This is a genomic window from Devosia sp. A449, from assembly GCF_054489375.1.
Map to the genome: position 1 here is coordinate 519,545 of NZ_JBTMWU010000003.1, position 25,290 is coordinate 544,834.

Annotated in this window: 26 protein-coding genes; 17 read left to right on the forward strand and 9 right to left on the reverse strand. The window is 63.2% G+C overall.

The annotated features are described in order from the left end of the window. The first annotated feature begins 262 nt into the window (after positions 1 to 262). The 7 genes from ACX3OW_RS11745 to ACX3OW_RS11775 all read left to right on the forward strand — a co-directional run bounded on the left by ACX3OW_RS11745 (position 263) and on the right by ACX3OW_RS11775 (position 6,647). A complete protein-coding gene (locus ACX3OW_RS11745; RefSeq protein WP_459095948.1) occupies positions 263 to 721 on the forward strand; it encodes a GtrA family protein in 459 nt (152 codons plus the stop codon). Then, on the forward strand, positions 718 to 1,344 hold the full coding sequence (locus ACX3OW_RS11750; RefSeq protein WP_459095949.1) for a class I SAM-dependent methyltransferase: 627 nt from the start codon (positions 718 to 720) through the stop codon (positions 1,342 to 1,344). Before ACX3OW_RS11745 ends, ACX3OW_RS11750 begins: the two co-directional genes overlap by 4 nt. A 66-nt stretch (positions 1,345 to 1,410) precedes the next feature. Beyond that, positions 1,411 to 2,058: a ThuA domain-containing protein gene (locus ACX3OW_RS11755; protein ID WP_459095950.1), complete on the forward strand. Its 648-nt coding sequence runs from the start codon at positions 1,411 to 1,413 to the stop codon at positions 2,056 to 2,058. Between the two features lie 107 nt (positions 2,059 to 2,165). After that, a complete protein-coding gene (locus ACX3OW_RS11760; RefSeq protein WP_459095951.1) occupies positions 2,166 to 3,032 on the forward strand; it encodes a cytochrome b/b6 domain-containing protein in 867 nt (288 codons plus the stop codon). Then, entirely contained in the window at positions 3,029 to 3,817 is a 789-nt protein-coding gene (locus ACX3OW_RS11765; RefSeq protein ID WP_459095952.1) for a molybdopterin-dependent oxidoreductase, read from the forward strand. Before ACX3OW_RS11760 ends, ACX3OW_RS11765 begins: the two co-directional genes overlap by 4 nt. 340 nt (positions 3,818 to 4,157) lie before the next feature. Then, complete coding sequence (locus ACX3OW_RS11770) at positions 4,158 to 5,693, forward strand: DEAD/DEAH box helicase (protein ID WP_459095953.1); 1,536 nt, start codon at positions 4,158 to 4,160, stop codon at positions 5,691 to 5,693. 63 nt (positions 5,694 to 5,756) lie between these two features. After that, a complete protein-coding gene (locus ACX3OW_RS11775; protein WP_459095954.1) occupies positions 5,757 to 6,647 on the forward strand; it encodes a 2-dehydropantoate 2-reductase in 891 nt (296 codons plus the stop codon). A 12-nt stretch (positions 6,648 to 6,659) separates the two neighbouring features. On the opposite strand, the gene ACX3OW_RS11780 is transcribed toward ACX3OW_RS11775, so the two are convergent. The 8 genes from ACX3OW_RS11780 to ACX3OW_RS11815 form a co-directional block, all read right to left on the reverse strand. Beyond that, positions 6,660 to 8,075, reverse strand: a complete 1,416-nt coding sequence (locus tag ACX3OW_RS11780; protein ID WP_459095955.1) for an alpha,alpha-trehalose-phosphate synthase (UDP-forming) — start codon at positions 8,073 to 8,075, stop codon at positions 6,660 to 6,662. Positions 8,076 to 8,099: 24 nt separating this feature from the next. After that, a complete protein-coding gene (gene otsB / locus ACX3OW_RS11785; protein ID WP_459095956.1) occupies positions 8,100 to 8,894 on the reverse strand; it encodes a trehalose-phosphatase in 795 nt (264 codons plus the stop codon). Positions 8,895 to 9,293: 399 nt separating this feature from the next. Continuing rightward, positions 9,294 to 9,917, reverse strand: a complete 624-nt coding sequence (locus ACX3OW_RS11790) for a nucleoside deaminase (protein ID WP_459095957.1) — start codon at positions 9,915 to 9,917, stop codon at positions 9,294 to 9,296. Between the two features lie 57 nt (positions 9,918 to 9,974). Next, positions 9,975 to 10,751 (reverse strand): META domain-containing protein, encoded by a 777-nt coding sequence (locus ACX3OW_RS11795; RefSeq protein ID WP_459095958.1) that lies wholly within the window; start codon positions 10,749 to 10,751, stop codon positions 9,975 to 9,977. 78 nt (positions 10,752 to 10,829) lie between these two features. Further along, positions 10,830 to 11,330, reverse strand: coding sequence for an ureidoglycolate lyase (locus tag ACX3OW_RS11800; RefSeq protein ID WP_459095959.1), 501 nt, complete (start codon positions 11,328 to 11,330; stop codon positions 10,830 to 10,832). A gap of 2 nt (positions 11,331 to 11,332) precedes the next feature. Then, a complete protein-coding gene (locus tag ACX3OW_RS11805; protein WP_459095960.1) occupies positions 11,333 to 12,154 on the reverse strand; it encodes a bifunctional allantoicase/(S)-ureidoglycine aminohydrolase in 822 nt (273 codons plus the stop codon). 36 nt (positions 12,155 to 12,190) lie between these two features. Next, on the reverse strand, positions 12,191 to 12,874 hold the full coding sequence (locus ACX3OW_RS11810; RefSeq protein ID WP_459095961.1) for a glutathione S-transferase family protein: 684 nt from the start codon (positions 12,872 to 12,874) through the stop codon (positions 12,191 to 12,193). Between the two features lie 51 nt (positions 12,875 to 12,925). Further along, positions 12,926 to 13,261, reverse strand: coding sequence for an ArsR/SmtB family transcription factor (locus ACX3OW_RS11815; protein ID WP_459095962.1), 336 nt, complete (start codon positions 13,259 to 13,261; stop codon positions 12,926 to 12,928). A gap of 49 nt (positions 13,262 to 13,310) precedes the next feature. Between ACX3OW_RS11815 and ACX3OW_RS11820 the strand changes: the two genes are divergently transcribed. Together ACX3OW_RS11820 and ACX3OW_RS11825 are read left to right on the forward strand one after the other, a co-directional pair. Then, positions 13,311 to 13,763 carry an SRPBCC family protein gene (locus ACX3OW_RS11820; protein WP_459095963.1) on the forward strand — a complete coding sequence of 151 codons (453 nt, stop codon included), beginning with the start codon at positions 13,311 to 13,313 and terminating at the stop codon, positions 13,761 to 13,763. A 75-nt stretch (positions 13,764 to 13,838) separates the two neighbouring features. Next, a complete protein-coding gene (locus tag ACX3OW_RS11825; protein ID WP_459095964.1) occupies positions 13,839 to 13,985 on the forward strand; it encodes a hypothetical protein in 147 nt (48 codons plus the stop codon). Positions 13,986 to 13,991: 6 nt separating this feature from the next. Here ACX3OW_RS11825 and puuE read toward each other — a convergent pair whose 3' ends face one another. Continuing rightward, positions 13,992 to 15,407: an allantoinase PuuE gene (puuE, locus tag ACX3OW_RS11830; protein WP_459095965.1), complete on the reverse strand. Its 1,416-nt coding sequence runs from the start codon at positions 15,405 to 15,407 to the stop codon at positions 13,992 to 13,994. A 152-nt stretch (positions 15,408 to 15,559) separates the two neighbouring features. Here puuE and uraH point away from each other — a divergent pair, with 152 nt between their 5' ends. From uraH to ACX3OW_RS11870, 8 genes are read left to right on the forward strand one after another with little or no spacing between them, the layout of a single operon-like run. Next, on the forward strand, positions 15,560 to 15,916 hold the full coding sequence (gene uraH / locus ACX3OW_RS11835) for a hydroxyisourate hydrolase (protein ID WP_459095966.1): 357 nt from the start codon (positions 15,560 to 15,562) through the stop codon (positions 15,914 to 15,916). 3 nt (positions 15,917 to 15,919) lie between these two features. Continuing rightward, positions 15,920 to 17,386 (forward strand): xanthine dehydrogenase small subunit, encoded by a 1,467-nt coding sequence (gene xdhA / locus ACX3OW_RS11840; RefSeq protein ID WP_459095967.1) that lies wholly within the window; start codon positions 15,920 to 15,922, stop codon positions 17,384 to 17,386. Further along, positions 17,386 to 19,716 (forward strand): xanthine dehydrogenase molybdopterin binding subunit, encoded by a 2,331-nt coding sequence (gene xdhB / locus ACX3OW_RS11845; RefSeq protein WP_459095968.1) that lies wholly within the window; start codon positions 17,386 to 17,388, stop codon positions 19,714 to 19,716. The genes xdhA and xdhB overlap by 1 nt, the downstream gene beginning before the upstream one ends. A gap of 40 nt (positions 19,717 to 19,756) precedes the next feature. Continuing rightward, the gene (xdhC, locus tag ACX3OW_RS11850; protein WP_459095969.1) at positions 19,757 to 20,620 is read left to right on the forward strand and encodes a xanthine dehydrogenase accessory protein XdhC; all 864 of its coding nucleotides are present in this window, start codon (positions 19,757 to 19,759) and stop codon (positions 20,618 to 20,620) included. Between the two features lies 1 nt (position 20,621). Further along, a complete protein-coding gene (locus tag ACX3OW_RS11855; RefSeq protein WP_459095970.1) occupies positions 20,622 to 22,154 on the forward strand; it encodes an ABC transporter ATP-binding protein in 1,533 nt (510 codons plus the stop codon). Further along, complete coding sequence (locus tag ACX3OW_RS11860) at positions 22,138 to 23,220, forward strand: ABC transporter permease (protein WP_459095971.1); 1,083 nt, start codon at positions 22,138 to 22,140, stop codon at positions 23,218 to 23,220. Before ACX3OW_RS11855 ends, ACX3OW_RS11860 begins: the two co-directional genes overlap by 17 nt. Before the next feature lie 2 nt (positions 23,221 to 23,222). After that, entirely contained in the window at positions 23,223 to 24,143 is a 921-nt protein-coding gene (locus ACX3OW_RS11865) for an ABC transporter permease (protein ID WP_459096105.1), read from the forward strand. Between the two features lie 25 nt (positions 24,144 to 24,168). Further along, positions 24,169 to 25,251, forward strand: a complete 1,083-nt coding sequence (locus ACX3OW_RS11870; protein WP_459095972.1) for a BMP family ABC transporter substrate-binding protein — start codon at positions 24,169 to 24,171, stop codon at positions 25,249 to 25,251. Positions 25,252 to 25,290 lie beyond the last annotated feature (39 nt).

Consider the following 25,290-nt stretch of genomic DNA (forward strand, 5'->3'; position numbering starts at 1 on the left):
TTGCCCAATAGACCTGTCATCCCGGCCACGGCGAAACATGAGTTAACCAGTCTTTGATGACGGTGAAAAGTGGACCTTTTGGTCAATTTCCTCCACACATCTCCAATGCTCATGCGCACCATGCTGTGATGGGGGTTCAACAACTGTTGACCATGGCGCAAAACAATGCGGCGAGGCGCGGTGAGTAAACCAGCGGGAAAGGCGGGTGCGCTAGGCTATCTGGCAAATCCCGCCCAGCTGACGATAAGGATGACCACCGGCCATGAGCGCTGCTCTGCAAAGCCTGATGCGCGAAATGCCCCGCCGGCGACCGGACCCGCCGGGCGCCAGTGACCCGGTGGCGTTTCTCGCCATCGGCGCGACCAGCGCCATCGCCTTCGTGCTGCTGTCGACGCTGCTGATCTGGCTCGATAGCGGCCTGCCCAATTGGGTGGTCAATACGCTCTGCTATGGCGGGTTCGTGGTGCCGGTCTATCTGCTGCACCGGCGGTTTTCGTTCAGTACGCAGGCGTCCCACCGGCAGGCGCTGCCGCGCTATGTTGCGGTGCAGGCCATGGCCCTGGTGCTGACCGCGCTGTTTGCGTTTATTTTCCACGAGCTGTTGGGACTGCCCACCATAGTGGCCGCAACCCTGGTGGTGGGGATGACCGTTAGCGTCAATTATGTGGTGTTGCGCCGCTGGGCGTTTGCGCAGCCCCGGCTGGAGGAAGCTCTGGCATGATCGCCAATAGTGCCAAGAATTTGCTCAATCAGGTGCATGACAAGGTTATTTTCGGCCGCCGTGTCCAGGTGCTGGCGCAGGCGCTGGCCGCCGCGATACCGACCGGCGGGCGGGTGCTCGATCTGGGCTGCGGCGATGGGCAGGTGGCGCTCGGCCTGATGAGGCTGCGCCCCGATCTGGCGGTCGAGGGCGTCGATGTCATGGAGCGCAAGCACAGCCATATTCCGGTCACGGTTTATGACGGGGCGACGCTGCCCTTCGCCACTGGCAGTTTTGACTATGTGACCATTGTCGACGTGCTGCATCACACCGACGACCCGGCGGCGGTGCTTGCCGAAGCGGCGCGCGTTGCGGCTGTGGGTGTGGTGGTCAAGGATCATCTGCGCGAGGGGCTGCTGGCCGGCCCGACGCTGCGGCTGATGGATTGGGTGGGCAATCGCGGCCATGATGTGCGGCTGCCCTACAACTATCTCGATAGCGCCCAATGGGACGCGGCCTTCAGGGCGGCGCAGCTCACCAAAAGCAATTGGCGCGACGAATTGGGCCTTTATGGCGCGCCGCTCAACTGGCTGTTTGAGCGCAAACTGCACTTCGTGACGCGGCTGGAATCCAGCGCTGCGTGATGCTGGGGTTTCAATACTGAACCAGTCGGGTATTCTCCGCGCCGTTGATTTGCGGGGAATAGCAGCATGAAGAGTGCATTGATCGTCTATGGCGGCTGGTCCGGGCACGACCCTGAGGAATGCGCCGCCATCTATCGCCGATGGCTGCATGAGGATGGATTTTCGGTGCGTATGGCCACGGAAACCAGTGCTTTCGCTGATCCGGCCATTCACGACCTGTCCCTGATCATTCCCATCTTCACCATGAGCAAGATTGCCAAGGAAGAGGTAGAGAACCTCACCAAGGCCGTGCAGAACGGGGTGGGGCTGGCCGGCCATCACGGCGGCATGAGCGACGCTTTCCGCGATTCGGTGGATTATCAATTCATGGTGGGCGGCCAGTGGGTGGCCCATCCCGGCAACATTATCGACTACACAGTCGACGTGGCCGATCCGCTCGATCCGGTGATGGCGGGGATCAAGGCGTTCCCCTACACCTCCGAGCAATATTACATGCATGTCGACCCCTCCAATAAGGTGCTGGCGACGACCACCTTCAGCGGCGAACACGCGCCCTGGATCGAAGGCGTGAAAATGCCGGTGGTGTGGAAGCGCCACCACGGCAAGGGCAGGGTGTTCCATTCGACGCTGGGCCATCAGGCCAAGGAATTCGAAAACCGCGAGATGGCGACGATCATGCGCCGCGGCATGAACTGGGCCGCTCGGGAGGAATAGGGTTTTCGCAACCCTGACCCCGCGCGGGGTTGCCTCTCTCCAAGTCTTGATTGGAAACTTGTCGCCACGCCGGACCGTATCTGATGGAGTAGATGCCGGAGGGGCGCATGAGTGTGATTTCGCAGAGCGGGCAACCTGTTGCATTGCCGACCAGCAAAGGCCCGCTGATCTATCGCCAGTCGATCTGGACGCGGGTGACCCATTGGGTGTGGGCGCTGTGCCTGTTCTTCCTGCTGCTGACCGGGCTGCAGATTTTCAATGCCCATCCGGCGCTCTATATCGGCCAGCAATCGGGCTTCGAGTTCAACAACGCCATTCTGCAGATCGATGCGATCAATACCCCCGAAGGCCCGCGCGGGCGGACGACTGTTTTCGGGCGCTCGTTTGATACCACCGGCGTATTGGGGATGAGCGGCAGCGCCGAGCGGCCGGTGTTCACCGCTTTTCCGGGCGCGGTGACGATCCCGTCCTATCGCGATCTGGGCACCGGACGGGTGGTGCATTTCTTCTTCGGCTGGGTGTTGGTCGCCACCCTGTTCGTGTGGTTTCTCGCCAGCTTCATCAATGGGCATATGCGGCGCGACATCGTGCCGATGCCGGCTGACCTCAAGGGCCTGCCGGGCGATGTGGCCGACCATGCGCGGCTGCGCTTCAAGCATCGGCGCAGCTATGGGCCGCTGCAGAAACTCAGCTATTTCACCGTGTTCTTCATCCTGTTCCCGCTGATCATCGCCACCGGCCTGACCATGAGCCCGGGGCTCAATAGCGCCGCGCCATTCATGCTCGATCTGTTCGGCGGGCGGCAGACGGCGCGGACCATCCATTTCACCGTCATGCTGCTGCTGGTGGCATTTTTCATCATTCACCTGATCATGGTGCTGGCGGCCGGGCCGCTCAACGAGCTGCGCTCGATGCTGACCGGCTGGTATCGCACCAGCCCCGGCACGCCGGATGGCAAGGGAGACAGACCATGAGCGGGTTGATCACGCGCCGCAATTTCCTGCGCAGTTCCGTGCTGGCCGGGTCGGGGCTGGCGCTGGCCGGTTGCGATCAGTTCGATTTCCTCGGACAGCGCGACAACAGCGTGCGCCAGATGCTCGAGCAGGCCAATGTGCTGACCTACAAGGCGCAGCGGGCGTTGATCGGCGAGCAGACGCTGGCGCGCGAATACGCCGCCAGCGAAATCCGCCAGGGCATGAAACCGAATGGCTCGGTAGCGCCCAGCACGCCGGAATATCTGTTCCTGCAGATGCAGGACTTCGCCAGTTACAAGCTGACCATCAAGGGCATGGTGGAGCGCGAAGTGAGCTTTTCGCTCGATCAGCTGCGCAACATGCCGGCGCGCAGCCAGATTACCCGGCATGATTGCGTCGAGGGTTGGAGCTGTATTGCCAAATGGACCGGCACGGCGCTTGGCCCGCTGTTGGATGAGGCGGGGGTGAAGCCGGAGGCGCGCTTCTGCGTCTATCACTGCTTCGACAATATCCAGCGCACGCTGAGCGGCGATATTCTCTACTATGAGAGCAGCGACCTGATCGACGCCTACCACCCGCAAACCATCCTCAGCTATGGGCTGAACGATCAGGTGCTGCCGGTGGCCAATGGCGCGCCGATCCGCCTGCGCATCGAACGGGCGCTGGGCTACAAGCAGCCGAAATATCTGCACACCATCGAGCTGGTCGATGATCTGTCCCCCTTCGGTCAGGGCAAGGGCGGCTATTGGGAAGACAATGGCTACGACTGGTATGGCGGGATTTGAGGCTCGACCGAGCGGTCAGGACAACCCCGCCATGCGCGGCACGAACCCGATTCTCCTTGCCATTTCGGCAGGTTTGCTCCATATGACCAGCATCGTCGCAGCCGGGCTTGTATGCCCGCACCCATTCATAGCGACGGACTTCTCTTCTTATCCCCTGCGGTGAGCGGCGAAGTCAGCCCGGAAACTCTTTTGTCCGGGTTCGAGCCAGCACCCGCGCGATATCCCAAATTTATCGCCCGATTGCATCTGTTGACCCGCCGACGCTTTGCGTCTGGCGATATGTGCGCTGGATTGTCCTGCGCGCTCGCAGCGCCGCATCGGCGCAGAAAGATTTGTTCAGTTGAACGACTTTATTTCCCTCGGCCTGCCCGCCGTTCTGACCGACAGCCTGACGGCCCACGGCTTCACCGAGCCCACCAAAATTCAATCCCTGGCCATCCCCAAGCTGCTGGAAGGCAAGGACGTGATGGGCATTGCCCAGACCGGTTCGGGCAAGACCGCCGCTTTCGGCCTGCCGATCCTGGCTGGCCTGCTGACCCTGACCGGCCGTCCGCGGCCGCTGACCACGCGCGCCCTCATTCTGGTGCCGACGCGTGAACTGGCGGTGCAGATCGACGAGAGCATCCGCAAATATGCCGGCTCCAAGATGAAGCTGGATACCGTGCTGCTGCTGGGCGGCGTATCGCGCTACCATCAGGTCAAGCGCCTCGAGCGCGGCGTCGACATCGTTGTCGCCACTCCGGGTCGCCTCAAGGATTTGATGGACGACGGCAAGATCAAGCTCAACGAAACCCGTTGGCTGGTGCTCGACGAAGCCGACCGGATGCTCGACATGGGCTTCATTGCCCCGGTGCGTGCCGTGGTCAAGGCTATCGGCATCAAGCGCCACACCATGATGTTCTCGGCCACCATGGCCCCCGAAGTCGCCGATCTCGCCAAGACCCTGCTGCAGGATCCGGTGCGCGTCGATGCGTCGGTTGCCGGTTCCACCGTGGTCAAGATCGACCAGCGCGTCATTCTCTCCGGCGCCAAGGCCAAGCGCGGCGTGCTCAACGAGCTGCTGACCAGCGACGAAGAGAAGATGGATCGCGTGATCATTTTCGCGCGCACCAAGCATGGCGCCGACCGCGTCGCCAAGAATCTGGAAATCGACGGCCACAAGGCTGCCGCCATCCATGGCAATAAGAGCCAGAATGCCCGCCAGGCGGCCCTCAAGGGCTTCTCCAGCGGCAATGTCCGCATCCTGGTCGCCACCGATATCGCAGCGCGCGGCATTGACGTGCCCGGCATCACCCATGTGGTCAATTACGAGCTGCCCGATGATCCGGAGAACTATGTTCACCGCATCGGCCGCACCGGTCGTAACGGCGCTTCGGGTTTCGCCATCACTCTGTGCGATGGCACCGAGCGCGGCAAGCTGCGCGACGTGGAACGCCTGATCCGTCGCACCTTGCCCTATACCGGCGACCTGCATCTGGCCAATGACACCGGCGTGGTGGAAGCGCCCCGCTCGGCTTACAAGAAGCCATCCGGTGGTCGTCAGCCGGGCCCGCGCACGGCCAAGAACCCGCGCCAGCCGCAGGCGGATCGCCGCTCGCCGGCCGAGCGTCGTCCCTTTGCTGAATTCAGCAAAGAGGGCAACAACAAGAGCCAGCCGCATCACCAGCCGTCCGATACCCCGCGCACCCGTCCCGAGGGCACCCAGCCCGCGCGTGGTGTGCGTCGCGACATGGAAACCGGCAAGCCGATCGCGGCCAAGCCAGCTGGCGCCAAGCCTGCCGGCGAGAAGAAGCAGCGCTGGGGCAAGGCGCAGAAAGATTCGCTCAAGACCAATGGCCGTTCCAATGCCGATCGCTCGCGCGGTCGCGTGGCCTAAGCAAGAGCAATAGACTGCAAAGGGCGGCCCGGTGGCCGCCCTTTTTCGTTGGGGGGACACGATATGGCATCCATCGCGATTATCGGGCCGGGCGCCTTGGGCGGCACCTTTGCCGCCTGGCTGGCGCAAAACCCCGACCACGACATCACCGTCTGCGCCCGCACGCCCTTCGCCTCGCTGCGCGTCGAGACGCCGGTGGGGGTGCTGACAGCAACGCCGGAGGTCATCACCGATCCCAGCCTGGCGCAGCCGGTGGATTGGGTGCTGGTGGTCACCAAGGCCTATGATGTGGCTTCCACCGCGAAGTGGCTCGACCGGCTGGTCGGTACAGGCACACGCGTGGCGGTGCTGCAGAATGGCGTCGAGCATGTGGCGCGCTTTGCCGAACTCCTGCCGGGGCGTGCCATCGTGCCGGCGATAGTGGATATTCCGGCGCTGCGGCCGGGACCCGGCCATATGGTGCAACTGAAGCTCGGCTGGATCGTGGTGCCCGAGGGCGCCGACGGGGATGATTTCGTGGCGCTGTTCGCCGGCAGCAAGATCGATGTGTCGACCGTGCCGGACTGGACCTCGCGGGCCTGGGGCAAATTATGCCTCAACTGCGCCGGGGCGGTGACGACGCTGACCATGCGCTCGACCGGGCCGGTATGGTCACCCGAGATCGAGACCATGGTGCGGGGCCTGGTCGAGGAATGCGCCGCCGTGGCGCGGGCCGAGGGCGCGGTGATCGATCCAGCGGTGATCGAGGCGGTGGTGGACGGCGCGCGCAAGGCGCGGGAAGGCGCCAGCAACTCAATGTATGCCGACCGGCTGGCCGGCCGACCGCTGGAGCTGGATACGCGCAATGGCGTCATCGTGCGGCTGGGCCAGAAACACGGCATCGCCACCCCGCTCAATGCCCTGTTCGTCGCGCTATTGGCCGCGTCGGGAACGCCGTGGGTGACCAGCAACTAGCACAGAAGGGGATCAGGCCACCGACGCGAGATACAGGATATCGCGCGCGGTGCCATCCTTGGCAGTGGAGGCGGGGGCGAGGCGTTCGAGAAAGCTGATCGACCAGTCGTCCACATTGTGCTTGCGGGCGGCGGCCATCAGGGTGGTCCAGCGGGCACGGCGTTCGTCGAGCGGCATGTCCAGCGCCATGCGCAGAGCCTCGGCGGTCTCATCGGTATCGAACGGATTGACCTGGATAGCGTCCTCGAAGATTTCGGCAGCGCCGGCAAAGCGGGATAGCACCAGCACACCGGGGTCTTCGGGGTTTTGCGAGCCGATGAATTCATGGGCCACCAGGTTCATCCCATCGCGCAGTGGCGTCACCAGAGCCACGCGAGATAGCCGGTAGAGACCGGCGAGGCTGGGCTGGCCATAGGCGCGCTTGACATAGGTCAGGGGCTGCCAGTCAGGCTCGGCGAAACGTCCCATCACCCGGCCGCAGATCGCATCGAGCGTGTCGCTGGTATCCTGATATTCCTTGATCGTGTCGCGTGAGGGCGGCGCCACCTGCAGCAGATGGACCTGACGGCGAAACCGCGCCTCGCGCGTGAGAAGCTTTTCATAGGCTTCCACACGCTGCGGCAAGCCTTTGGAATAGTCGAGCCGGTCGACGCCCAGGATCAGTTTTTGACCGTAAAGCGCGCGCTCCATGCGCTTGACCATCTTGGTCGCGGCGGCGCTGACGGAGAGGCGCGCGAAAGCATCCGGATCGGAGCCGATGGGGAAAGCGGCGATCTCGGTGCGGCTGAAATCCACCGATCTGAGTGGGCTGCCAGACAGGCTCGACGGCGATTGATGCTCGGCGAATTCGGTGAAGGCGGCGACGTCCCGATTGGCCTGCAGGCCGACCAGATCGTATCGCGAGAGGTCGCGCATCAGTTCCTGATTGTGCGGAATGGCGTAGAGCGCATCGGGAGACGGAAACGGGATATGCAGGTAAAAGCCGATGCGATTGCGGGCGCCGAGCCGGCGTAATTCGCTGGCGAGCGGGATCAGGTGGTAATCATGCACCCAGATCACATCGTCGGGCTTCAGCAGGGGCAGCAGGGCGCGGGCGAACTGCTGGTTGACGCGGCGATAGCCCTCATACCAATGCCCCTCGATGGTGGCGAGATCGAGCCGCAGGTGGAAGCTGGGCCACAGGATCGAGTTGGAAAATCCGGCATAATAGGCGTCGTGGTCGGCGCGGTTGAGATCGATCTGCGCCACCGACAGGCCGTCGATATCCTCGAAGCGTGCAGCATCACCAGGCGTGTCGACCAGCTTGCCGGACCAGCCGAACCAGAAGCCCGCGCGTTCGGACAGTGTCTTGCGCAAGGCGACAGCAAGGCCGCCCGCCGCCGGCCCCTTGCCCGGGGTGCGGTTTGAAACAACGATCAATCGGCTCATGTGGCGCCCCTCGGCGGTCTTGTCTTAATGGGGCAGGCCGGCGTCATGGAGCAGGCCGGCTTCGCGGTCGCGCGCGGCGATGTCGCCAAGCCCCTGGATCAGGGCATGCACCGAAGCCACATTGGCAATGCGCATGCGGGCCGCCGTCTGGCCTTCGCCCAGCTTGATGCCGACGCCACCCAGTTCCTGCGCAGCAATGAAGGCGTCTTCGTCGCTGGTGTCGTCGCCGATAAAGATCGGGGTGCGGCCGAGAAACGGTGCTTCGCGCATGAAGGCGCGTAGCGCCTGACCCTTGCTGACGCCGCGCGATCTTGCCTCAAGCACCATCTTGCCGGGCACCAGGGTGAAATCGGTGACGCTGTGGATGGCCTCTTCCATGGCGATGCGCACGGTGGTTTCGAGTTCGGGCGCTTGCCGGAAATGCAGGGCGACCGCGCCCTCCTTGGTTTCCAGCAGCAGCGTCGGGTGAGATTCGAGGAGTGGCGCCAGCATATGGGCGATTTCTTCGGCGGCCAAAGCGCTGGCCGGATCGACGGCCTCAATGAAGCCATCGGCACGACGGCGCTGGGTGCCATGCGCGCCGGCAATCGGCAGATGCAGCGGCGCCAGATATTTGTCGATATCGGCGATTTCGCGCCCGGTCAGCACGGCGAAGGCGCTGTCCAGTTCGCGCGCCGCGCGCTCCAGCTGCGGCGCCAGCGAGGCCGGGACCTCGATACTGTCAGGGGTTTCGGCCAGCTCGACCAGGGTCCCGTCGAAATCGGTGAAAATGGCCAATTGGGGCACGGCTTGCGGGGGAATTGCATCAATCTGCGACATCGCTCGGCCCTTCCACGGAAAATCTCTGGAGGAAGAACGCGCGGGGCGGGGGTTTGGTTCGCTCGCATGGCAGGCATGCGGCAGTCGTGATTGTGAATGGCAGCTAAACGCGGCATTGCTGCGCCGTTCAACCCCGCGATTTTATACGAGAGACAGCTTCATCCATGTCCGGATCATTCCGAATGTCCCAGCTGCTTCTCACCGCGCTGTTTGCCATTGCCCTGAGCTTTCTCACCTTTGCCGCTTCGTTTGCCGAAGTGCCGCGCAGTGAGATCGTGCCGGTGCTGGTGCAGGACTGATTTACTCAGTCACGGAAATTCCACTCCCCCAGATCGTCACCCTCGGGCCTGACCCGAGGGCGTTTGCGATTGGGGGCGGGCCCTCAGGTCAAGCCCGAGGCTAGGCCAGCGGGATGCCCTTGTTGCCCTTGTCGGCCTGGTAGATGGCCGAGAGATCAGCATAGAGGCCGTTGAGGTCATCGAAGCGCGCCAGCAGCAATTCCTTGTGGCCGCGGTCGAGCCCGGCAATCATCTGGGCGATGTTGTGGCTGGTCCAATAGGCATTGCTGCGATTGTAGAGCGGGCGATCCGGGCTGGCTTCGCTGCGATCCGGGTCGGGAACGGCATAGACGCCCTTCAGAATCTGGATGTCGTAGGGAATGGCAAAGCTGTCGGCGCTGTCCTGATGGCTGAACAGATAATAGAAATTGTCGAAACCCGACCAGGTGATGCCCGACAGGCAGAGCGAGCAGGGCTCGTGGGTGGCGACGAAGATGCAGTCTTTCGGATCGGGGCGCTGGTCGGCGGGGATTTCGAAAAAGCGCTTGATGGCGTGCATTTCGCCATGCCAGAGCGGGTTCTCGATTTCATTATTGGTTTCGGCAACCACCACCGACAGATCGGATTTGCGCAGGATGGCGGCGCCGAACAGCTTGTTGCCGCGGGCCACGCCACTGCGCGTGACCGGCGCGATTTCGTGTTCGATGACGTCGAGCAGGCGGGAGATGAGATCGGCGGTATCCATGTCGGCCCCAGATAAGAGAGGCCCAAGCCTAGCCATGGATGGTCCGAATGGGAAGGCTCAGGGTGCGCGGATCAGTCCGAGCAGCGGTACGCCGGCGGCATCGACCAGCTTGAGCGTGTCGCCCTCCAGCAGGTAGCCGGCGGTGGCGCCGAGCGCGGCAAAGAAGCGGGCCTCCTGCGCCATGACCGTCGGTTCGCAAGCCATGCGGGTGCCGGCAATAGGACCGAAGGCAAGCGGCGAGTCAGTCTCAAAACTGGCTTCAGTGAAGTAATTGTTGCAGCCGCCATTGCCACCGGCCCGCAGATCGGCGGCGACGGAGAAGGTGAGCTTGCTGCCGCCCAGCACCGGATCGCCGCCAATGCTGGTGACCGTCCAGACCATATCGAGCAGGGGATTGGGTGGTTCGACGGGGGGCAAGGCGGCCTCCGGGGCTTCATGGGGCGAGGCGGGGACGGCGGTGACGACGATCCGCACCGGCATTGGCGCGGCAGCATCGACCGGGACCGGCTCGGCATTGCGGAACAGGGTGCGCCCGGCACTGCTGATTTCAGCGAGCAGGCCATAATCGCCGCCCGGCTTGATCACCGTACTGCGCACGTTGAGGGTGAACTGCAGCGGCACCGAACCGGCAATGGCGCCTTCGGCCCCGACAATCGGCGTGCCGGCGGGCAGGGCCACCAGCATGATGGTCAGCCTTGCATCCGGCGGCAGGGCGATACGCTCGCGATAGCTGACATCGCCGGTAAAGGTGAGGTCATTGGCGAAGCCGGGGAGGGCGAGCATCAGCAAGGCGATCAAGGCAATGGCAGCGCGGACCGCTGTTTTGAAAAACATGGTGATCTCCTTGTCGCGTCCCCGACAAACTAGCGCAGCAGTGCGACGGTTTCGAGGGGAGGTGCAGCTTGGGGTGAATCAATCAGCTCGGACAATAGTCCACGGCATGTCAAAATGATGCTCTTCGAGGTTGATGCCATCGCCGCCGCGGTCCACCACCAGGAAATCGGCAGGCTCGTCGAGCGGGGTGAGGACGCCATGCCAGGTGTTCATGGCGATGTTCACCCCCTGGCCCGGCTCGGGCAGGAAAGCCCGCAGCCGCACCGGCCGGCCGCTCTCGTCTTCAGCGACGACAACCAGCCAGGATGCGGCGGCCAGCGGATAAAACGCCTGGCTGCCCAGCGGGTGGCGCTCGACCAGCTTGAGCGCCAGCGGCAGGCTGTAGGGCTGGCCGCGAAACACCGAGATCAGCGGGCGGGGATGCACCCCGCCCAGCTCGACCCGCGCCAGATCGTGATAGCGCTCGGTCATGCCGTTATTGATCGGATAATGCTGCGCGCCCTCGGTCTCGATGACCTGCCCGAAGGGAGCAAAGGCCTCGGCGGTCAGCTTCTCGACATGGATGATGGTGTTGCTCATGGCTAGAACGGCAACTTGGCGTGGCGGTTGACGTCCTTGTAGAGCAGATAGCGGAAGCGGCTCGGGCCTGCGTAGCAAGCCTGCGGGCAGAAGGCGCGCAGCCACATGAAATCGCCGGCTTCCACTTCGACCCAATCGCGATTGAGCCGATAGACCGCCTTGCCTTCGAGCACGTAAAGCCCGTGCTCCATGACGTGGGTTTCCTCGAAGGGAATGACCGCGCCGGGTTCGAGCGTGACGATATTGACATGCATGTCGTGGCGCAGATCGGTGGGTTCGACAAAGCGCGTGGTGCCCCAGCGTTCCTTGGTGTCGACCATCCAGCGGATCGGCTCGGCCTGTTCATTGGCGACGAAGGCGGTGGGCATATCGATGCCGGTGACGCGCTCATAGCGCTTGCGCACCCAATGGAAACGGGCCGGGGCGGCGCTGCGGTTGAACAGGGTCCAGTTGCAGCCGGGCGGCAGGAAGGCATAGCCGCCCTCGGTCAGTTGGTGCGCCGCGCCTTCGATGGTGAGGCTGAGTTCGCCCTCGACCACGAAGATTATGCCCTCAGCTTCGGTATTGGGCTCGGGCTGGGCGCTGCCGCCACCGGGCAGCACTTCGACGATATATTGCGAAAACGTCTCGGCAAAACCCGAGAGCGGGCGTGCGATAACCCAGAGCCGGGCCTGCTCCCAATGGGGCAGGTGGCTGGTGACGATATCGCGCATCACGCCATGAGGAATGAGGGCATAGGCCTCGGTGAACACGGCGCGGCCGGTGTGCAAAGCGGCCTGCGTGGGCATGCCACCGGGCGGGGTGGCGTAGGTCGTGGTGGACATCAGTATTCCTGTAGCTGGCGCGGCGGTGGCGCGACCTTAGGCAGTGTGGCGATCATCGGCGACGATGCGGCCGACGGCAAGGGCTGCGTCTTCATAGACTGCCTTGCGCCAGGTTTCGCTCAGTGACGCGGCGTACCAGTCGCGCATCGAGGGCAGTTCGAGCAGGCGCTGTGCATAGGCGGCCGCCGGGGCGCTCAATTGTAGGCCATAGGTCTGCACGCGGAAGGCGACGGCGGTGTAGAAGGCGTCAACGGCGGTGAATTTGTTGCCGGCGAGGAAGGGACCGCCGAAACGGCTCAGCCCGTCGCACCACAGCGCATCGAGCCGGGCAATGTCGGCGGCAAGGCCCGGGGAGATCTCGGTCAACTCAACACGTATGCCGATATTCATGCTGCAGATGTCGCGCAACTGGCCAAAGCTGGAATGCATTTCGGCTGCGGCCGAGCGGGCAAAGGCGCGTGCCGCCTTGTCGGCGGGCCAAACCTGGGGATGGCTCTCGGCGACATATTCGGCGATGGCGAGGGAATCCCAGACCACGATGTCGCCATCGACCAGGCACGGGAAGCGGCCGCTGGGCGAGACGTCACCAAAGGCCAGTGCCGGGCCGTCATTGAACGGGCGCAACTGCTCGGTGAAGCCAATCCCCAATTCCCGCAGCAGCACCCAGGGGCGCAGCGACCAGGACGAATAATTCTTGTTGGCGACATAGAGCGTGAACATAAGCGAGCCTCCGTTTATCTGGCGATAAACCCTTGGCAGGCGCGCGGCAAGTCAGGCGTCAGCGGGGACTTCCAGCTCGCGCTTGAGGCGGTTCAGCATGCTGCTGGCATAGGCGGCATAAGGGCCGATCCAGCGCTCATGAATGGCCTGGATCGGCAGGGCGTCGAGATGGTTCCAGCGCTCGCGGCCACGGCGCTCGGCAATCACCAGCCCAGCCTCTTCCAGCACCCGCAAATGCTGCATCACCGTGCAGCGGTCCAGCTCGGGCAGCAGCTCGCAGAGCTGGCCGGTGGTGTGGGGCTCGCTTTTCAGCACGTCGCAGATCTGCCGCCGGGTGCGGTGGCCCAAGGCCTTGAAAATCAGATCATTTTCGTCTTCGATTGACATGTTATGTTTTTATAACATATGTTGACTTCGGTCAAGCAAGGAGTGTCCCATGGCATATGATTTCACAGTGAGCGGGCGCATCGCCAAGCCGGTGCACGAAGTGTTCGAGGCCGTGGCTGACCCGGCCAAGCTGTCCGGCTATTTCACCACCGGCGGCGCGGTGGGCCGGCTGGAAACCGGAGCAGTGGTGACCTGGGATTTTGCCGATTTCCCCGGCGCTTTTCCGGTGCGCGTCGAGCGCGTCGTGGCCAATAAGGAAATCGTGCTGCACTGGCAGGCGGCGCCCGATGGCGGGCCGGATTACGATACCGACGTGATCATGAGTTTCGAGGCGCTCGAGGATGGCCGCACGCTGGTGTCGATCACCGAAAAAGGCTGGCGCGAAGGCGAGCCGGGCCTCAAGGCGGCCTTCGGCAATTGCCAGGGCTGGACCGGCATGCTGTGCGCGCTCAAGGTCTATCTCGAGCACAGCATCAATCTGCGCGAGGGGTTTTATAAGTAGGGCGTGGCACGCCCAGCATGCCTAACCGCCCGTTAGGGTTACCAAATCTTCAAACATTGGGCGGATGCTGAGGGAATGAACCAGCATCCTGCCCAACTCGGCGTCGTGCCCCATTCCTGGCTGCAGCATCATTTGCCGTGGCTCAGCCTACTGGCGCTGGTGCTCAACTTGCTGCAGGACGAACCCGCCAGCCACATCGCCCCCGATGAGCTGAACGGGTAGGGTCCGCTACCCCAGCAACCCCTCCAGCCTTAGCATCGCGATCCGCTCCACTTGCCGGCACGCCGTGGCAAACTCCGTCGCCGCATCATTGTCGATGCGCGTCTCGAAGGCCACGAGAATGCTGGCCTTGGTGTTGTCGCGCACGGCGATGATGAAGGGGAAACCGAATTTATCGACATAGGCGGCGTTGAGGATGGTGAAGCGCTCGCGCTCGGCATCGGTCAGCGCATCGAGCCCGGCCGAGGCCTGTTCGGCGGTGGAGGCTTCGGTCAGGCGCTTGGCGGCGGCGAGTTTGCCGGCGAGATCGGGGTGGGCACGCAGCACGGCGAGGCGTTCTTCAGGCGTCGCCAGCCGGAACTGGGTGCGCAGTGCAAATTGCAGGCCCACCGCCGTATCATTGGCTGGCCCCAATTCCCCCGCCCAGGCGCGTTCGGCGATCCAGGGCGAGTGCTCGAAGATCGAGCCATAGCGAGCGACAAAATCCGTCTGGTCGAGCTGGGACGGCACCACCTCCGGCGCGACATAGGGATGCTCGCGCGCCCAATGCTCGGCGATGGCCAGCCGCGTCGGCACCCAGACCTTGTCGAAGCTCTTGATGTAGTCGATGAATTTCTTCAGCCCCTGATAGCGGCCCGGCTGGCCGACCAGCCGACAATGCAGCCCGATCGACATCATCTTGGGCGATCCGGCCTCGCCCTCGGCATAGAGGCAGTCAAAACTGTCCTTGAGGAACTGGAAATATTCCTCGCCATTGGCAAAGCCCGAGGCGGTGACGAAGCGCATGTCGTTGGCGCTCAGCGTATAGGGGATGATCAGCTGCGGGCGGTTCTGATGCACGCGCCAATAGGGCAAGTCGTCGTCATAGGTGTCCGAGACATAGGCAAAGCCGCCTTCTTCGGACACAAGATCGACGGTGTTGAGCGAGCAGCGCCCGGTGTACCAGCCGCGCGGACGTTCGCCGGTGGCGATGGTGTGCAGCCGCACCGCTTCGGCGATCTGTTCCCGCTCCTGCTCGGCCGGCATGTCCTTGTGCTCGACCCATTTATAGCCGTGGCTGGCGATTTCCCAGCCGGCGTCCTGCATGGCGGCAAGCTGGGCCGGGGCGCGCATCAAGGCGGTGGCGACGCCATAAATGGTGAGCGGCAAATCGGCTTCGGTGAACAGCTTGTGCAGCCGCCAGAAGCCGGCGCGCGCGCCATATTCATACATCGATTCGATATTCCAATGGCGCAGCCCCGGCCAAGGCGTGGCCCCCACCACGTCGGCGAGAAAGGCTTCCGAGGCGGCATCGCCATGCAACACGCAATTTTCCCCGCCTTCCTCGTAATTCAGCACGAATTGCACCGCCACATGGGCGCCCCCGGGCCAATTGGCGTGTGGTGGCGTAGGGCCGTAGCCGTGCATGTCGCGGGGATAGCGCATTGATCTGCCTCGATTGGTGGTAGTGCGATATTACGTGTCTGCTGGTGCGGAACAAGATGCACAAAAATGGACCAGTTGGTAAAAAATGAGCATTGCGCAACGGTGCCGATGCGATAGTCTCATGCTCAGGGGAAGACGAAAGGGAGCAATTCATGGCGGGAAGTGGACGCCTCACCACGCATGTACTGGATACGACGCACGGCAAGCCGGCGCGGGGCATGCGGATTGAATTGCTTTATGTGCATGGGGACCACACCCATCACATCACCGACAGCTATACCAATGAAGATGGTCGGGTGGATCAGCCGCTGCTGGATGGCGAGCAGTTCCAGCATGGCGAGTTTGAAATCCATTTCCATGTGGGGCAATATTTCGAGCGGCTGGGCGTTGAACTGGAAACACCATTTCTTGATGTGGTGCCAGTTCGCTTCACCATCTCGGAAGACAGGCATTATCATGTGCCGTTGCTGGTAAGCCCGTTTGCCTATTCCACCTATCGGGGGAGTTAGGACATGACTGAAATATCCCATGTGATCCGCTTCATCCTCAATGACGAGGAAGTCAGCCTTACTGATGTGAAGCCGGATACCACTTTGCTCGATTGGCTGCGGCTGGAGCGCCGTTTGCGCGGCTCCAAGGAAGGCTGCGCCGAGGGCGATTGCGGGGCCTGCACCGTGCTGGTCGGGCGCCTGCATGACGACGATATCATTTATGACTCGGTCACCGCCTGCATCCGCTTCGTTGGTAGCCTGCATGGTAGCCACGTGGTCACCATCGAGCATCTGCGCGGCAAGGATGGCCAGTTGCACCCGGTGCAGCAGGCGATTGCCGATTTCCATGGCAGCCAATGCGGCTTCTGTACGCCCGGCTTCGTCATGAGCCTTTATGGGCTGTGGATGCGCAATCCAGACCCGAGCCAGAGCGCCATCGAACACGCGCTACAGGGCAATCTCTGCCGTTGCACCGGCTATGCGCCGATCATCCGCGCGGCGCAGGCGATCTCCAGCTATGGCCAGCCGCAGGGCGATCCGCTGCTGGCCGAGCGCATTGCGCTCAAGGGCAAGATCAAGGCGATCCATGACGGGTCGCGGGTCGAGTTGGGCGACGATGCCGACCGCATTATCGTGCCGGCCAATCTCGATGATTTCGCCGCCATCTACGAAGCCAACCCGACCGCTACCATCGTCAACGGCTCGACCGATGTCGGGCTGTGGGTCACCAAATTCATGCGCGCCATCGGCCCGGTGATTTTCATCAATCACCTGCAGGAATTGAAGCGCATCGCCGAGAATGCCAGCGAAATCCGGTTTTATGCCGGGGTGAGCTATTCCGAGGCGCTGCCGGTCATTGCCGCGGCTTTCCCCGAGATGAGCGAATTGTGGAACCGCATTGCCGGTGAGCAAATCCGCAATATGGGCACCATCGGCGGCAATATCGCCAATGGCTCGCCGATCGGCGATACGCCGCCGCCCTTCATCGCGCTCGGCGCCAAGCTGCATTTGCGCAAGGGGAGCCATCGCCGCGAGATCAAGCTCGAAGATTACTTCATCGCCTATGGCAAGCAGGATCGCCAGCCGGGCGAGTTCGTTGAAAGCGTCACGCTGCCGCTGCTGCCCGCGGGCGAGAAATTCGCCGTCTACAAGATTTCCAAGCGTCGCGAGGAAGATATTTCGGCGCTGTGCGGGGCATTCCGCGTCTTCGTCAACGATGTTGGCGTGGTCGGCATGGCGCGCATCGCCTTTGGCGGCATGGCCGCCACGCCCAAACGGGCCAAGGCGGTCGAGGCGGCTTTGGTCGGCAAGCCGTGGACTCTGGAAACCATCGAGGCGGTCACCCCGTTATTCGCTGAGGACTATCAGCCGATCTCGGACATGCGCGCCAGCGCCGAGTATCGCCTGCTGAGCGGCCAAAACCTGCTCAAGCGGTTTTTCCTCGAAACCACTGGCCAGGGCCAGCGGCTCAAGCGGGAGGTGGCGTGATGAACAAGCTCGAAATCGCGATTCCGGTGACGCCGCTGCACAGCTCCAGCCGCCACGATAGCGGCCCCAAGCATGCCACCGGCACTGCCGAATATATCGACGACATCATCGAGCCGGCTGGCACCATGCATGCCTATCTGGCGCTCTCCACCAGCGCCCATGCCGAGATCGTCTCCATCGACTACAGCGCGGTGAAAGCCGCGCCCGGCGTCATCGGCGTGCTCACCGCCGACGATATTCCCGGCGAAAACGAGATCAGCTCCAGTCATAAGCATGACGAGCCGGTGTTTCCGGTCGACAAGGTGCATTTCTGGGGCCAGCCGCTGTTTGCGGTGGTCGCCGAAACCCGCGATCAGGCGCGGCGCGCGGCTCATCTGGTCAAGGTCGAATATAAGGAATTGCCCTTTGCCCTCGACGTGCGCGCAGCGCAGGCAGCGGGCGGCAAGCTGGTCACCGACCCGCTGAAGCTAGAGCGCGGCGACGTTGCTGCCGGGCTGGCTGGCGCGCCGCGCCGGGTCAAGGGCTCCATCGAAATCGGCGGTCAGGACCATTTCTATCTCGAAGGCCAGATTTCCATGGCCGTGCCGGGCGAGGATGAGGATGTCACCCTTTATTCCTCGACCCAGCATCCCAGCGAAGTGCAGTTGATGGTCGCCGCCGTGCTCGGCATTCGCCACCACGCGGTTACGGTCAATATCCGCCGCATGGGCGGTGGTTTCGGTGGCAAGGAAAGCCAGGGCAATCTGTTCGCCGTGGTCGCCGCCTTGGCTGCCAAGAAATGGAATCGCGCCTGCAAGATTCGTCCCGACCGCGACGACGACATGACCGCCACCGGCAAGCGCCACGATTTCGTGGTCGATTACGATGTCGGCTATGACGATAGCGGCAAGATCCACGCCGTCGACGCCGTTTATGGCGCGCGCGCCGGCGTTAATGCGGACCTGTCCGGCCCGGTCACCGACCGCGCGCTGTTCCATGCCGACAATGCCTATTGGTATCCGGCGGTGCGGGTGCGCAGCGAGCCGCTTTACACCAACACCGTCTCCAACACTGCGTTTCGTGGCTTTGGCGGCCCGCAGGGCATGCTGGCGGCCGAGCGCTGGATCGAAGACATCGCCTATGCGCTGGGCAAGGACCCGCTCGACATTCGCAAGGCCAATTTCTACGGCACCGACACCGACAATGTGACGCCCTACCACCAGACGGTGGAAGACAATATCGTCCACCGCATTGTCGATGAGCTGGAAACCTCGTCCGATTATCAGGCCCGTCGCGCCGCGGTCCTGAGCTATAACGCAGGCAGCCCGGTCCTCAAAAAGGGCATCGCGCTGACCCCGGTCAAATTCGGCATCTCCTTCACCGCCACTTGGTACAATCAGGCCGGCGCGCTGGTGCATGTCTATAAGGATGGCTCCATTCATCTCAGCCATGGCGGCACCGAGATGGGGCAGGGGCTGCATATCAAGGTGGCGCAGGTGGTGGCCGATGCCTTTGGCGTCGGGCTCGACAGCGTCAAGATCATGGCGACCACTACCGGCAAGGTGCCCAACACCTCGGCCACTGCCGCCTCCTCGGGCTCCGATCTCAACGGCATGGCCGCCTGGGATGGCGCAAGACAGATCAAGGAGCGGCTGGTCAAGCATGCGGCCAAGCTGCATGACGTCAGCGAAGCCGATGTCAGCTGGGTGCAGGGCGGGGTGCAGGCCGGCGCCAAATTCGAGCCCTTCGCCGAACTGGTGGCCTCGGCCTATCTCAACCGGGTGCAGCTCTCTGCCGCCGGCTTCTACGAAACCCCGAAAATCCATTGGGATCGCGCCACCGGGCGCGGCCATCCCTTCTATTATTTCGCCTATGGCGCTGCCGCCAGCGAAGTCACCATCGACACGCTGACCGGCGAATATACCGTCGATCGCGTCGATATCCTGCACGACGTGGGCCGCTCGCTTAATCCGGCCATCGATATCGGCCAGATCGAAGGCGGCTTTATCCAGGGCATGGGGTGGCTCACAACCGAAGAGCTGGTGTGGGACGCCAAGGGCCAGCTGCGTACCAAGGCGCCGTCGACCTACAAAATCCCGCTCGCCTCCGACGTGCCGCCGATCTTCAACGTCAAGCTGGCCGAATGGTCGGTCAACAAGGAGCCGACCATCGGTCGCTCCAAGGCCGTGGGCGAGCCGCCGCTGATGCTGGCGATGTGCGTGGTGGAAGCACTGTCGATGGCCGTGGCCAGCGTCGCCGATTACACCATCGCCCCCCGCCTCGATACGCCGGTCACCCCCGAACGCGTGCTGATGGGCTGCGAGCGATTGAAGCGTGAGGCACGGGGATGAGCACGCTGCGTGTAGCAATCTCGGGCGGTGGAACGCCTCCATGACCTCCCGCAGCGCCGACCTCGCCCGCTTTTTTGCTGCGACGCCTGACGCTATCGTTTGCGAACTGACCTCCGTGCGTGGTTCCAGCCCGCGCGCCCAGGGCACCTTCATGCTGGTCGGCCCCACCACCCTGTTCGGCACCATTGGTGGCGGCGCGCTGGAATATATGGTTATCGAACATGCCCGCAGGCTGATCATTTCCGGTCGCGCCACCGAGGTGATGGATGTGCCGCTCGGCCCCGAAATCGGCCAATGCTGCGGCGGCCGCGTCGATGTCAGCCTGCATTATGTCGACGCCGAACGCCGCGAAATGCTGGCGGAGCAGGTGATCGCCGAGGATTCCGCGCTGCCGCATGTATTCGTCTTCGGTGCTGGCCATGTCGGGCGGGCGCTGGCGCGCATGCTGGCGCAGCTGCCGGTGCAATTGGACGTCATCGACACGCGGCGCGAGGAACTTGCGCTGCTGCCGCCCGAAATTGCCGGCCACGCCGTCGCCATGCCCGAGGCCGTGGTGCGCTCCGCCCCCGTCGGCAGCAGCTACGTCATCGTCACCCATGACCATGCGCTAGATTTTCTCATCGCCCAAGAGGCGTTGGCCCGCACCGACAGTCCTTATGTCGGCATGGTCGGCAGCCGGACCAAACGCGCCAGGTTCGCCAGCTGGTTCAAAACCGAAGGGGGCGACGCCAAAGCTCTCAGCCGCCTCATTTTACCCATCGGCCAGCAGGGCCTTGGGGATAAGAGGCCCGAAGTCATTGCGGTACTGGCAGCCGCTGAGATTATGGTTCACATTGGGCACCGGGAAGCCGACAGCGTGCGGGCACGTGCCTCCAACCAACTGGGGACGGTGATTGGACGCTAGTATGCCCTTTCGGCTCGAATTGACCGGTATTACCAAAAGCTTCCCCGGCGTGCTCGCCAATGACGACGTCTCCTTTGCCGTCAGACCGGGCGAGATCCACGCGCTGCTGGGCGAAAACGGCGCCGGCAAATCCACTTTGGTCAAAATGATCTACGGCATCATGCAGCCCGATAGCGGTGAAATCCGCTGGGATGGCCAGCCCGTGGTGATGACCAACCCCAAGGCCGCCCGCAAGCTGGGCATCGGCATGGTGTTCCAGCATTTCAGCCTGTTCGAGGCGCTCACCGTGCTGGAAAACATCGCGCTGGGCATGGACGCCAAGATTCCGTCGCGGGAACTGGAGGCGCGCATCCGCGAGGTGATGCGCAAATACGGGTTGCTGCTCGATCCGCATCGCACCGTCGCCACCCTGTCGGTGGGCGAGCGCCAGCGCATCGAAATCGTCCGGGCGTTGCTGCTTGATCCCAAGCTGCTGATCATGGATGAGCCGACTTCGGTGCTCACGCCGCAGGAAGTCGAGCAATTGTTCACCGTGCTGAGTCAATTGGCGGCGCAGGGCTGTTCGATTCTCTACATTTCCCACAAGCTCTATGAAATCAAAGCCTTGTGCGACACCGCCACCATTTTGCGCGGCGGCAAGCTGGTCGACACCTGCGATCCGAAGGTGGAAACCAGCCGCTCGATGGCCGAGAAAATGATCGGCAAGGGCCTCAAGGACATCGTGCGCGCCGAAGGCCGGGTGATGGGCGGGCCCAAGCTGGTGGTGTCGCATCTGTCGACCCCCAAAAGCGGCCATTTCGATGTGCCGGTCAATGATGTGAGCTTTTCCGTGCGGGCCGGGGAAATCTTCGGCATCGCCGGCGTCGCCGGCAATGGCCAGAATGCGCTGCTCGACGCGCTCAGCGGCGAAGTCGCTGGCGGCCACAAGGATGCGCTGAGCATTGACGGGCATGCACTCGGCCTGCTCGACACCACCGGCCGCCGCAAGCGCGGCCTCTGTGCCGTGCCCGAAGAGCGCAATGGCCACGCCGCAGTGGGCGATTTTACCCTCGCCGATAATTCGGTGCTGACGGCGCGCAACCGGCTCGGCATGGTGGTGATGGGCCTGATCAATTCCGGCGCTGCCAATAGCTATACCGGCAAGGTGATCGCCGATTTCGCCGTCAAGGCGCTGGGCCCGGGCTCGACCGCTGGCTCGCTGTCGGGCGGGAATCTGCAGAAATACATCATGGGCCGCGAAATCCTGCAAAAGCCCAGCGTGCTGGTGGTCAGCCAGCCGACCTGGGGCGTCGATGCCGGCGCGGCAGCGGCGATCCATCAGGCGCTGGTCGATCTGGCGGCGGCGGGCTCGGCCATTGTCGTTATCAGCCAGGACCTCGACGAGTTGCGGGTGCTGAGCGATACGCTGGCGGTGATCAATATGGGTCGGCTCAGCCCAGCCCGGCCGACCGGCGAATGTACAGTGGAAGAAATCGGGCTGCTGATGGGCGGCGTTCACGGGGCAGAAGAGGTGAGCGATGCAGTTCCGGCTTGAGAAACGGGCTGAGCCCAGCAGGGCCATGCTCTATCTGACCCCGATTGGAGCCGTGCTGGCCACGGCCCTGGTCGGCGCCATCATTTTTTCGATGATCGGCTATGACGGCATTCGCGCCGTGCGCGAGATTTTCGTCACCCCCATTCTCAATCCGCTGAAATGGCAGGATCTGGCGGTCAAGTCCGCGCCGCTGATCATCATCGCGGTCGGCCTGGCCATCGGCTATCGCGCCAATGTGTGGAATATCGGCGCCGAGGGGCAGTATATTCTGGGCGGGCTGGCCGGTACCGGCGTCGCGCTGCTGACGCGCGACTTCTCCGGGCCGTGGATTTTGCCGCTGATGATCGGCGCCGGCATGATTGGCGGCATGAGCTGGGCGCTGTTGCCGGCGCTGTTGCGCACGCGGCTGCAGGTCAATGAAATTCTCACCAGCCTGATGCTCACCTATGTGGCGATCCAGCTGCTCAATTATCTGGTGATCGGGCCGTGGAAAGACCCGATGGGCTTCGGCTTCCCGCAGACCCGCATGTTCACCGCCGATCAGCTGCTGCCGCATATCATTCCGCGCACCATCGTGCATCTGGGCGTTCCGATTGCGGTGGTGGTGGCGATCATCGCCTGGTTCGTCATGAGCCGGTCGGTGTTCGGCTATCAGGTCAAAGTGGTGGGCGCCGCGCCCAATGCGGCGCGCTATGGCGGCTTTTCGGTCAATCGCACCATCTGGCTGGCGCTGCTGACCAGTGGCGCATTGGCGGGGCTGGCCGGCGTGCTCGAAGCGGCCGGGCCGTTCGGGCGCATGGTGCCGTCCTTCCCGACCAATTACGGCTTCACCGCCATCATCGTTGCCTTTCTCGGGCGGCTGCATCCCATCGGCATCATCTTTGCCGGGCTGGCCATGGCGATTGTCGTGGTGGGCGGCGAGGTGGCGCAGACCACCATTCAGCTGCCGGCGGCAGCCGTGGGCATTTTCCAGTCGATGATGCTGTTCTTCCTGTTGGCGAGTGACTTGCTGGTCCGCTACCGGGTGCGTGTGGTGGGCAAACGCGCCGTGGAGGTCACACCATGAATATGGATCTGCTCGTTCCCATCATCATCACGCTGGTCGGCGCCTCGACTCCGATCCTGATCGCCGCTCTGGGCGAGCTGGTGGTGGAAAAAAGCGGCGTGCTCAATCTGGGCGTCGAAGGCATGATGCTGATCGGCGCGGTCGTCGCTTTTGCCGTCACCTATACCACCGGCAATCCGTGGCTGGGCATTCTGCTGGCCGCTGCCGCCAGTGCCGCCGCCTCGATGATCTTTGCCTTTCTCACTTTGTCGCTGTCGGCCAATCAGGTGGCGACCGGGCTGGCGCTGACCATTTTCGGCACCGGCTTTTCGGCGCTGTTCGGCCAGGCCTATACCGGCCGGCCCATCGAGATTTTCCGCTCGGTGTTTCCAACCGAGCTGGCAACCCACCCGTTCTGGCGTCTGGTCTTCGGCCATAGTCCGCTGGTGTATTTGTCGCTGTTTTTGGTGTTCGCCGTCTGGTGGTTCCTCAAAAAGACCCGCGCCGGGCTGATCCTGCGCGCCGTCGGCGAGAATGATCTGTCGGCCCATTCCATCGGCTATTCGGTGATTGGCGTGCGCTACGCCGCCGTGGCCTTTGGTGGCGCGATGGCCGGCATTGGCGGCAGCTGCTTTCCGCTGCTGCTCACCCCGCAATGGGCGGAAAAGCTGACGGCGGGGCGCGGCTGGATCGCGCTGGCGCTGGTGGTGTTCGCCGCCTGGCGGCCATTCCGCCTGCTGGGCGGGGCGTATCTGTTCGGGCTGGTGATGACCATCGAGCTGTACACCAAGGCCTCGGGCAGCACCGGCGGCATTCCCTCCGAATTCTGGGCGGCGCTGCCTTATCTGGCGACAATCGCTGTTCTGGTGTTGATTTCGCTGCGCCGTTCGGGTCATTCGGCGGCCCCGGCTTGTCTCGGCAAACCCTTTCTACCAACCAACTAGAAGACGTCAGAAGGAGAAACTACGCATGGCAATCTTCACTCGTCGTTCCGTGCTCAAGATCGGCGGCGCCAGCCTGGCTCTGCCGCTGCTCGGCGGTGTCGCTCTCGGCCAGGACGGCCCGCTCAAGATCGGCTTCGTCAATGTCGGTCCCAAGGACGACAATGGCTGGACCTTCGGTCACTGGACCGGCGCCAAGGCGCTGGAGGCCGAATTCGGCGACAAGATCGAAATCACCTTCGTGGAAAGCGTGCCGGAAGGCCCGGACTGCGAACGCGTGCTGCGTGAACTGGCCCAGCAGGGCAACAAGATCATTTTCGCCACCAGCTTCGGCTTCGGCGACTATGTGATCAAGGTCGCCCGCGAATTCCCCGACGTGATCTTCGAGCACGCCACCGGCTATCAGCGCGCCGACAACGTGGCGACCTACAACGCCCGCTTCCATGAAGGCCGCGCCGTCATGGGCACGCTGGCAGGTCACCTCTCCAAGACCAACACCATCGGTTATATCGGTTCGTTCCCGATCCCCGAAGTGGTGATGGGCATCAATGCCTTCACCCTGGCGGCTCGCAAGATCAACCCGGAGATCAAGGTCAATGTCGTCATGCTCTCGAGCTGGCACGATCCGGCCAAGGAAGCTGACGCGGCCCGTGCGCTGATCGATCAGGGTGCTGACATCATCGTCCAGCACACCGACGGTCCGGCGGCCCTGCAGGTTGCCGAAGAGCGTGGCATTGTGGGTGGCTTCGGCCAGGGCGCCGACATGAGCGCCTTTGCGCCCAAGTCACACCTCAGCGCCATCATCGACGTCTGGGCACCGCATTACATCCAGGTCGTCAATGACGTGGTTGCCGGTACCTGGGTCTCCGGCGACAGCTGGCCGGGCATTGCCGGCGGCGAAGTGGTGATTGGGCCCTATAACGAGAAGATCCCCGCCGACGTCGTTGCGGCTGCCGATGCGGTCAAGAACGGCATTGCTGATGGCTCGATCAACCCGTTCACCGGCCCGATCGTTGACAACACCGGCGCCGAGCGCGTCCCCGCTGGCGCCGTCGTCGATGACGCCGGCCTGTGGGCGATGGACTGGTACGTCGAAGGCGTCAACGCCTAAGCGTAGCGTCAATTATTGTCAGAGGCGGGCCAAGGCCCG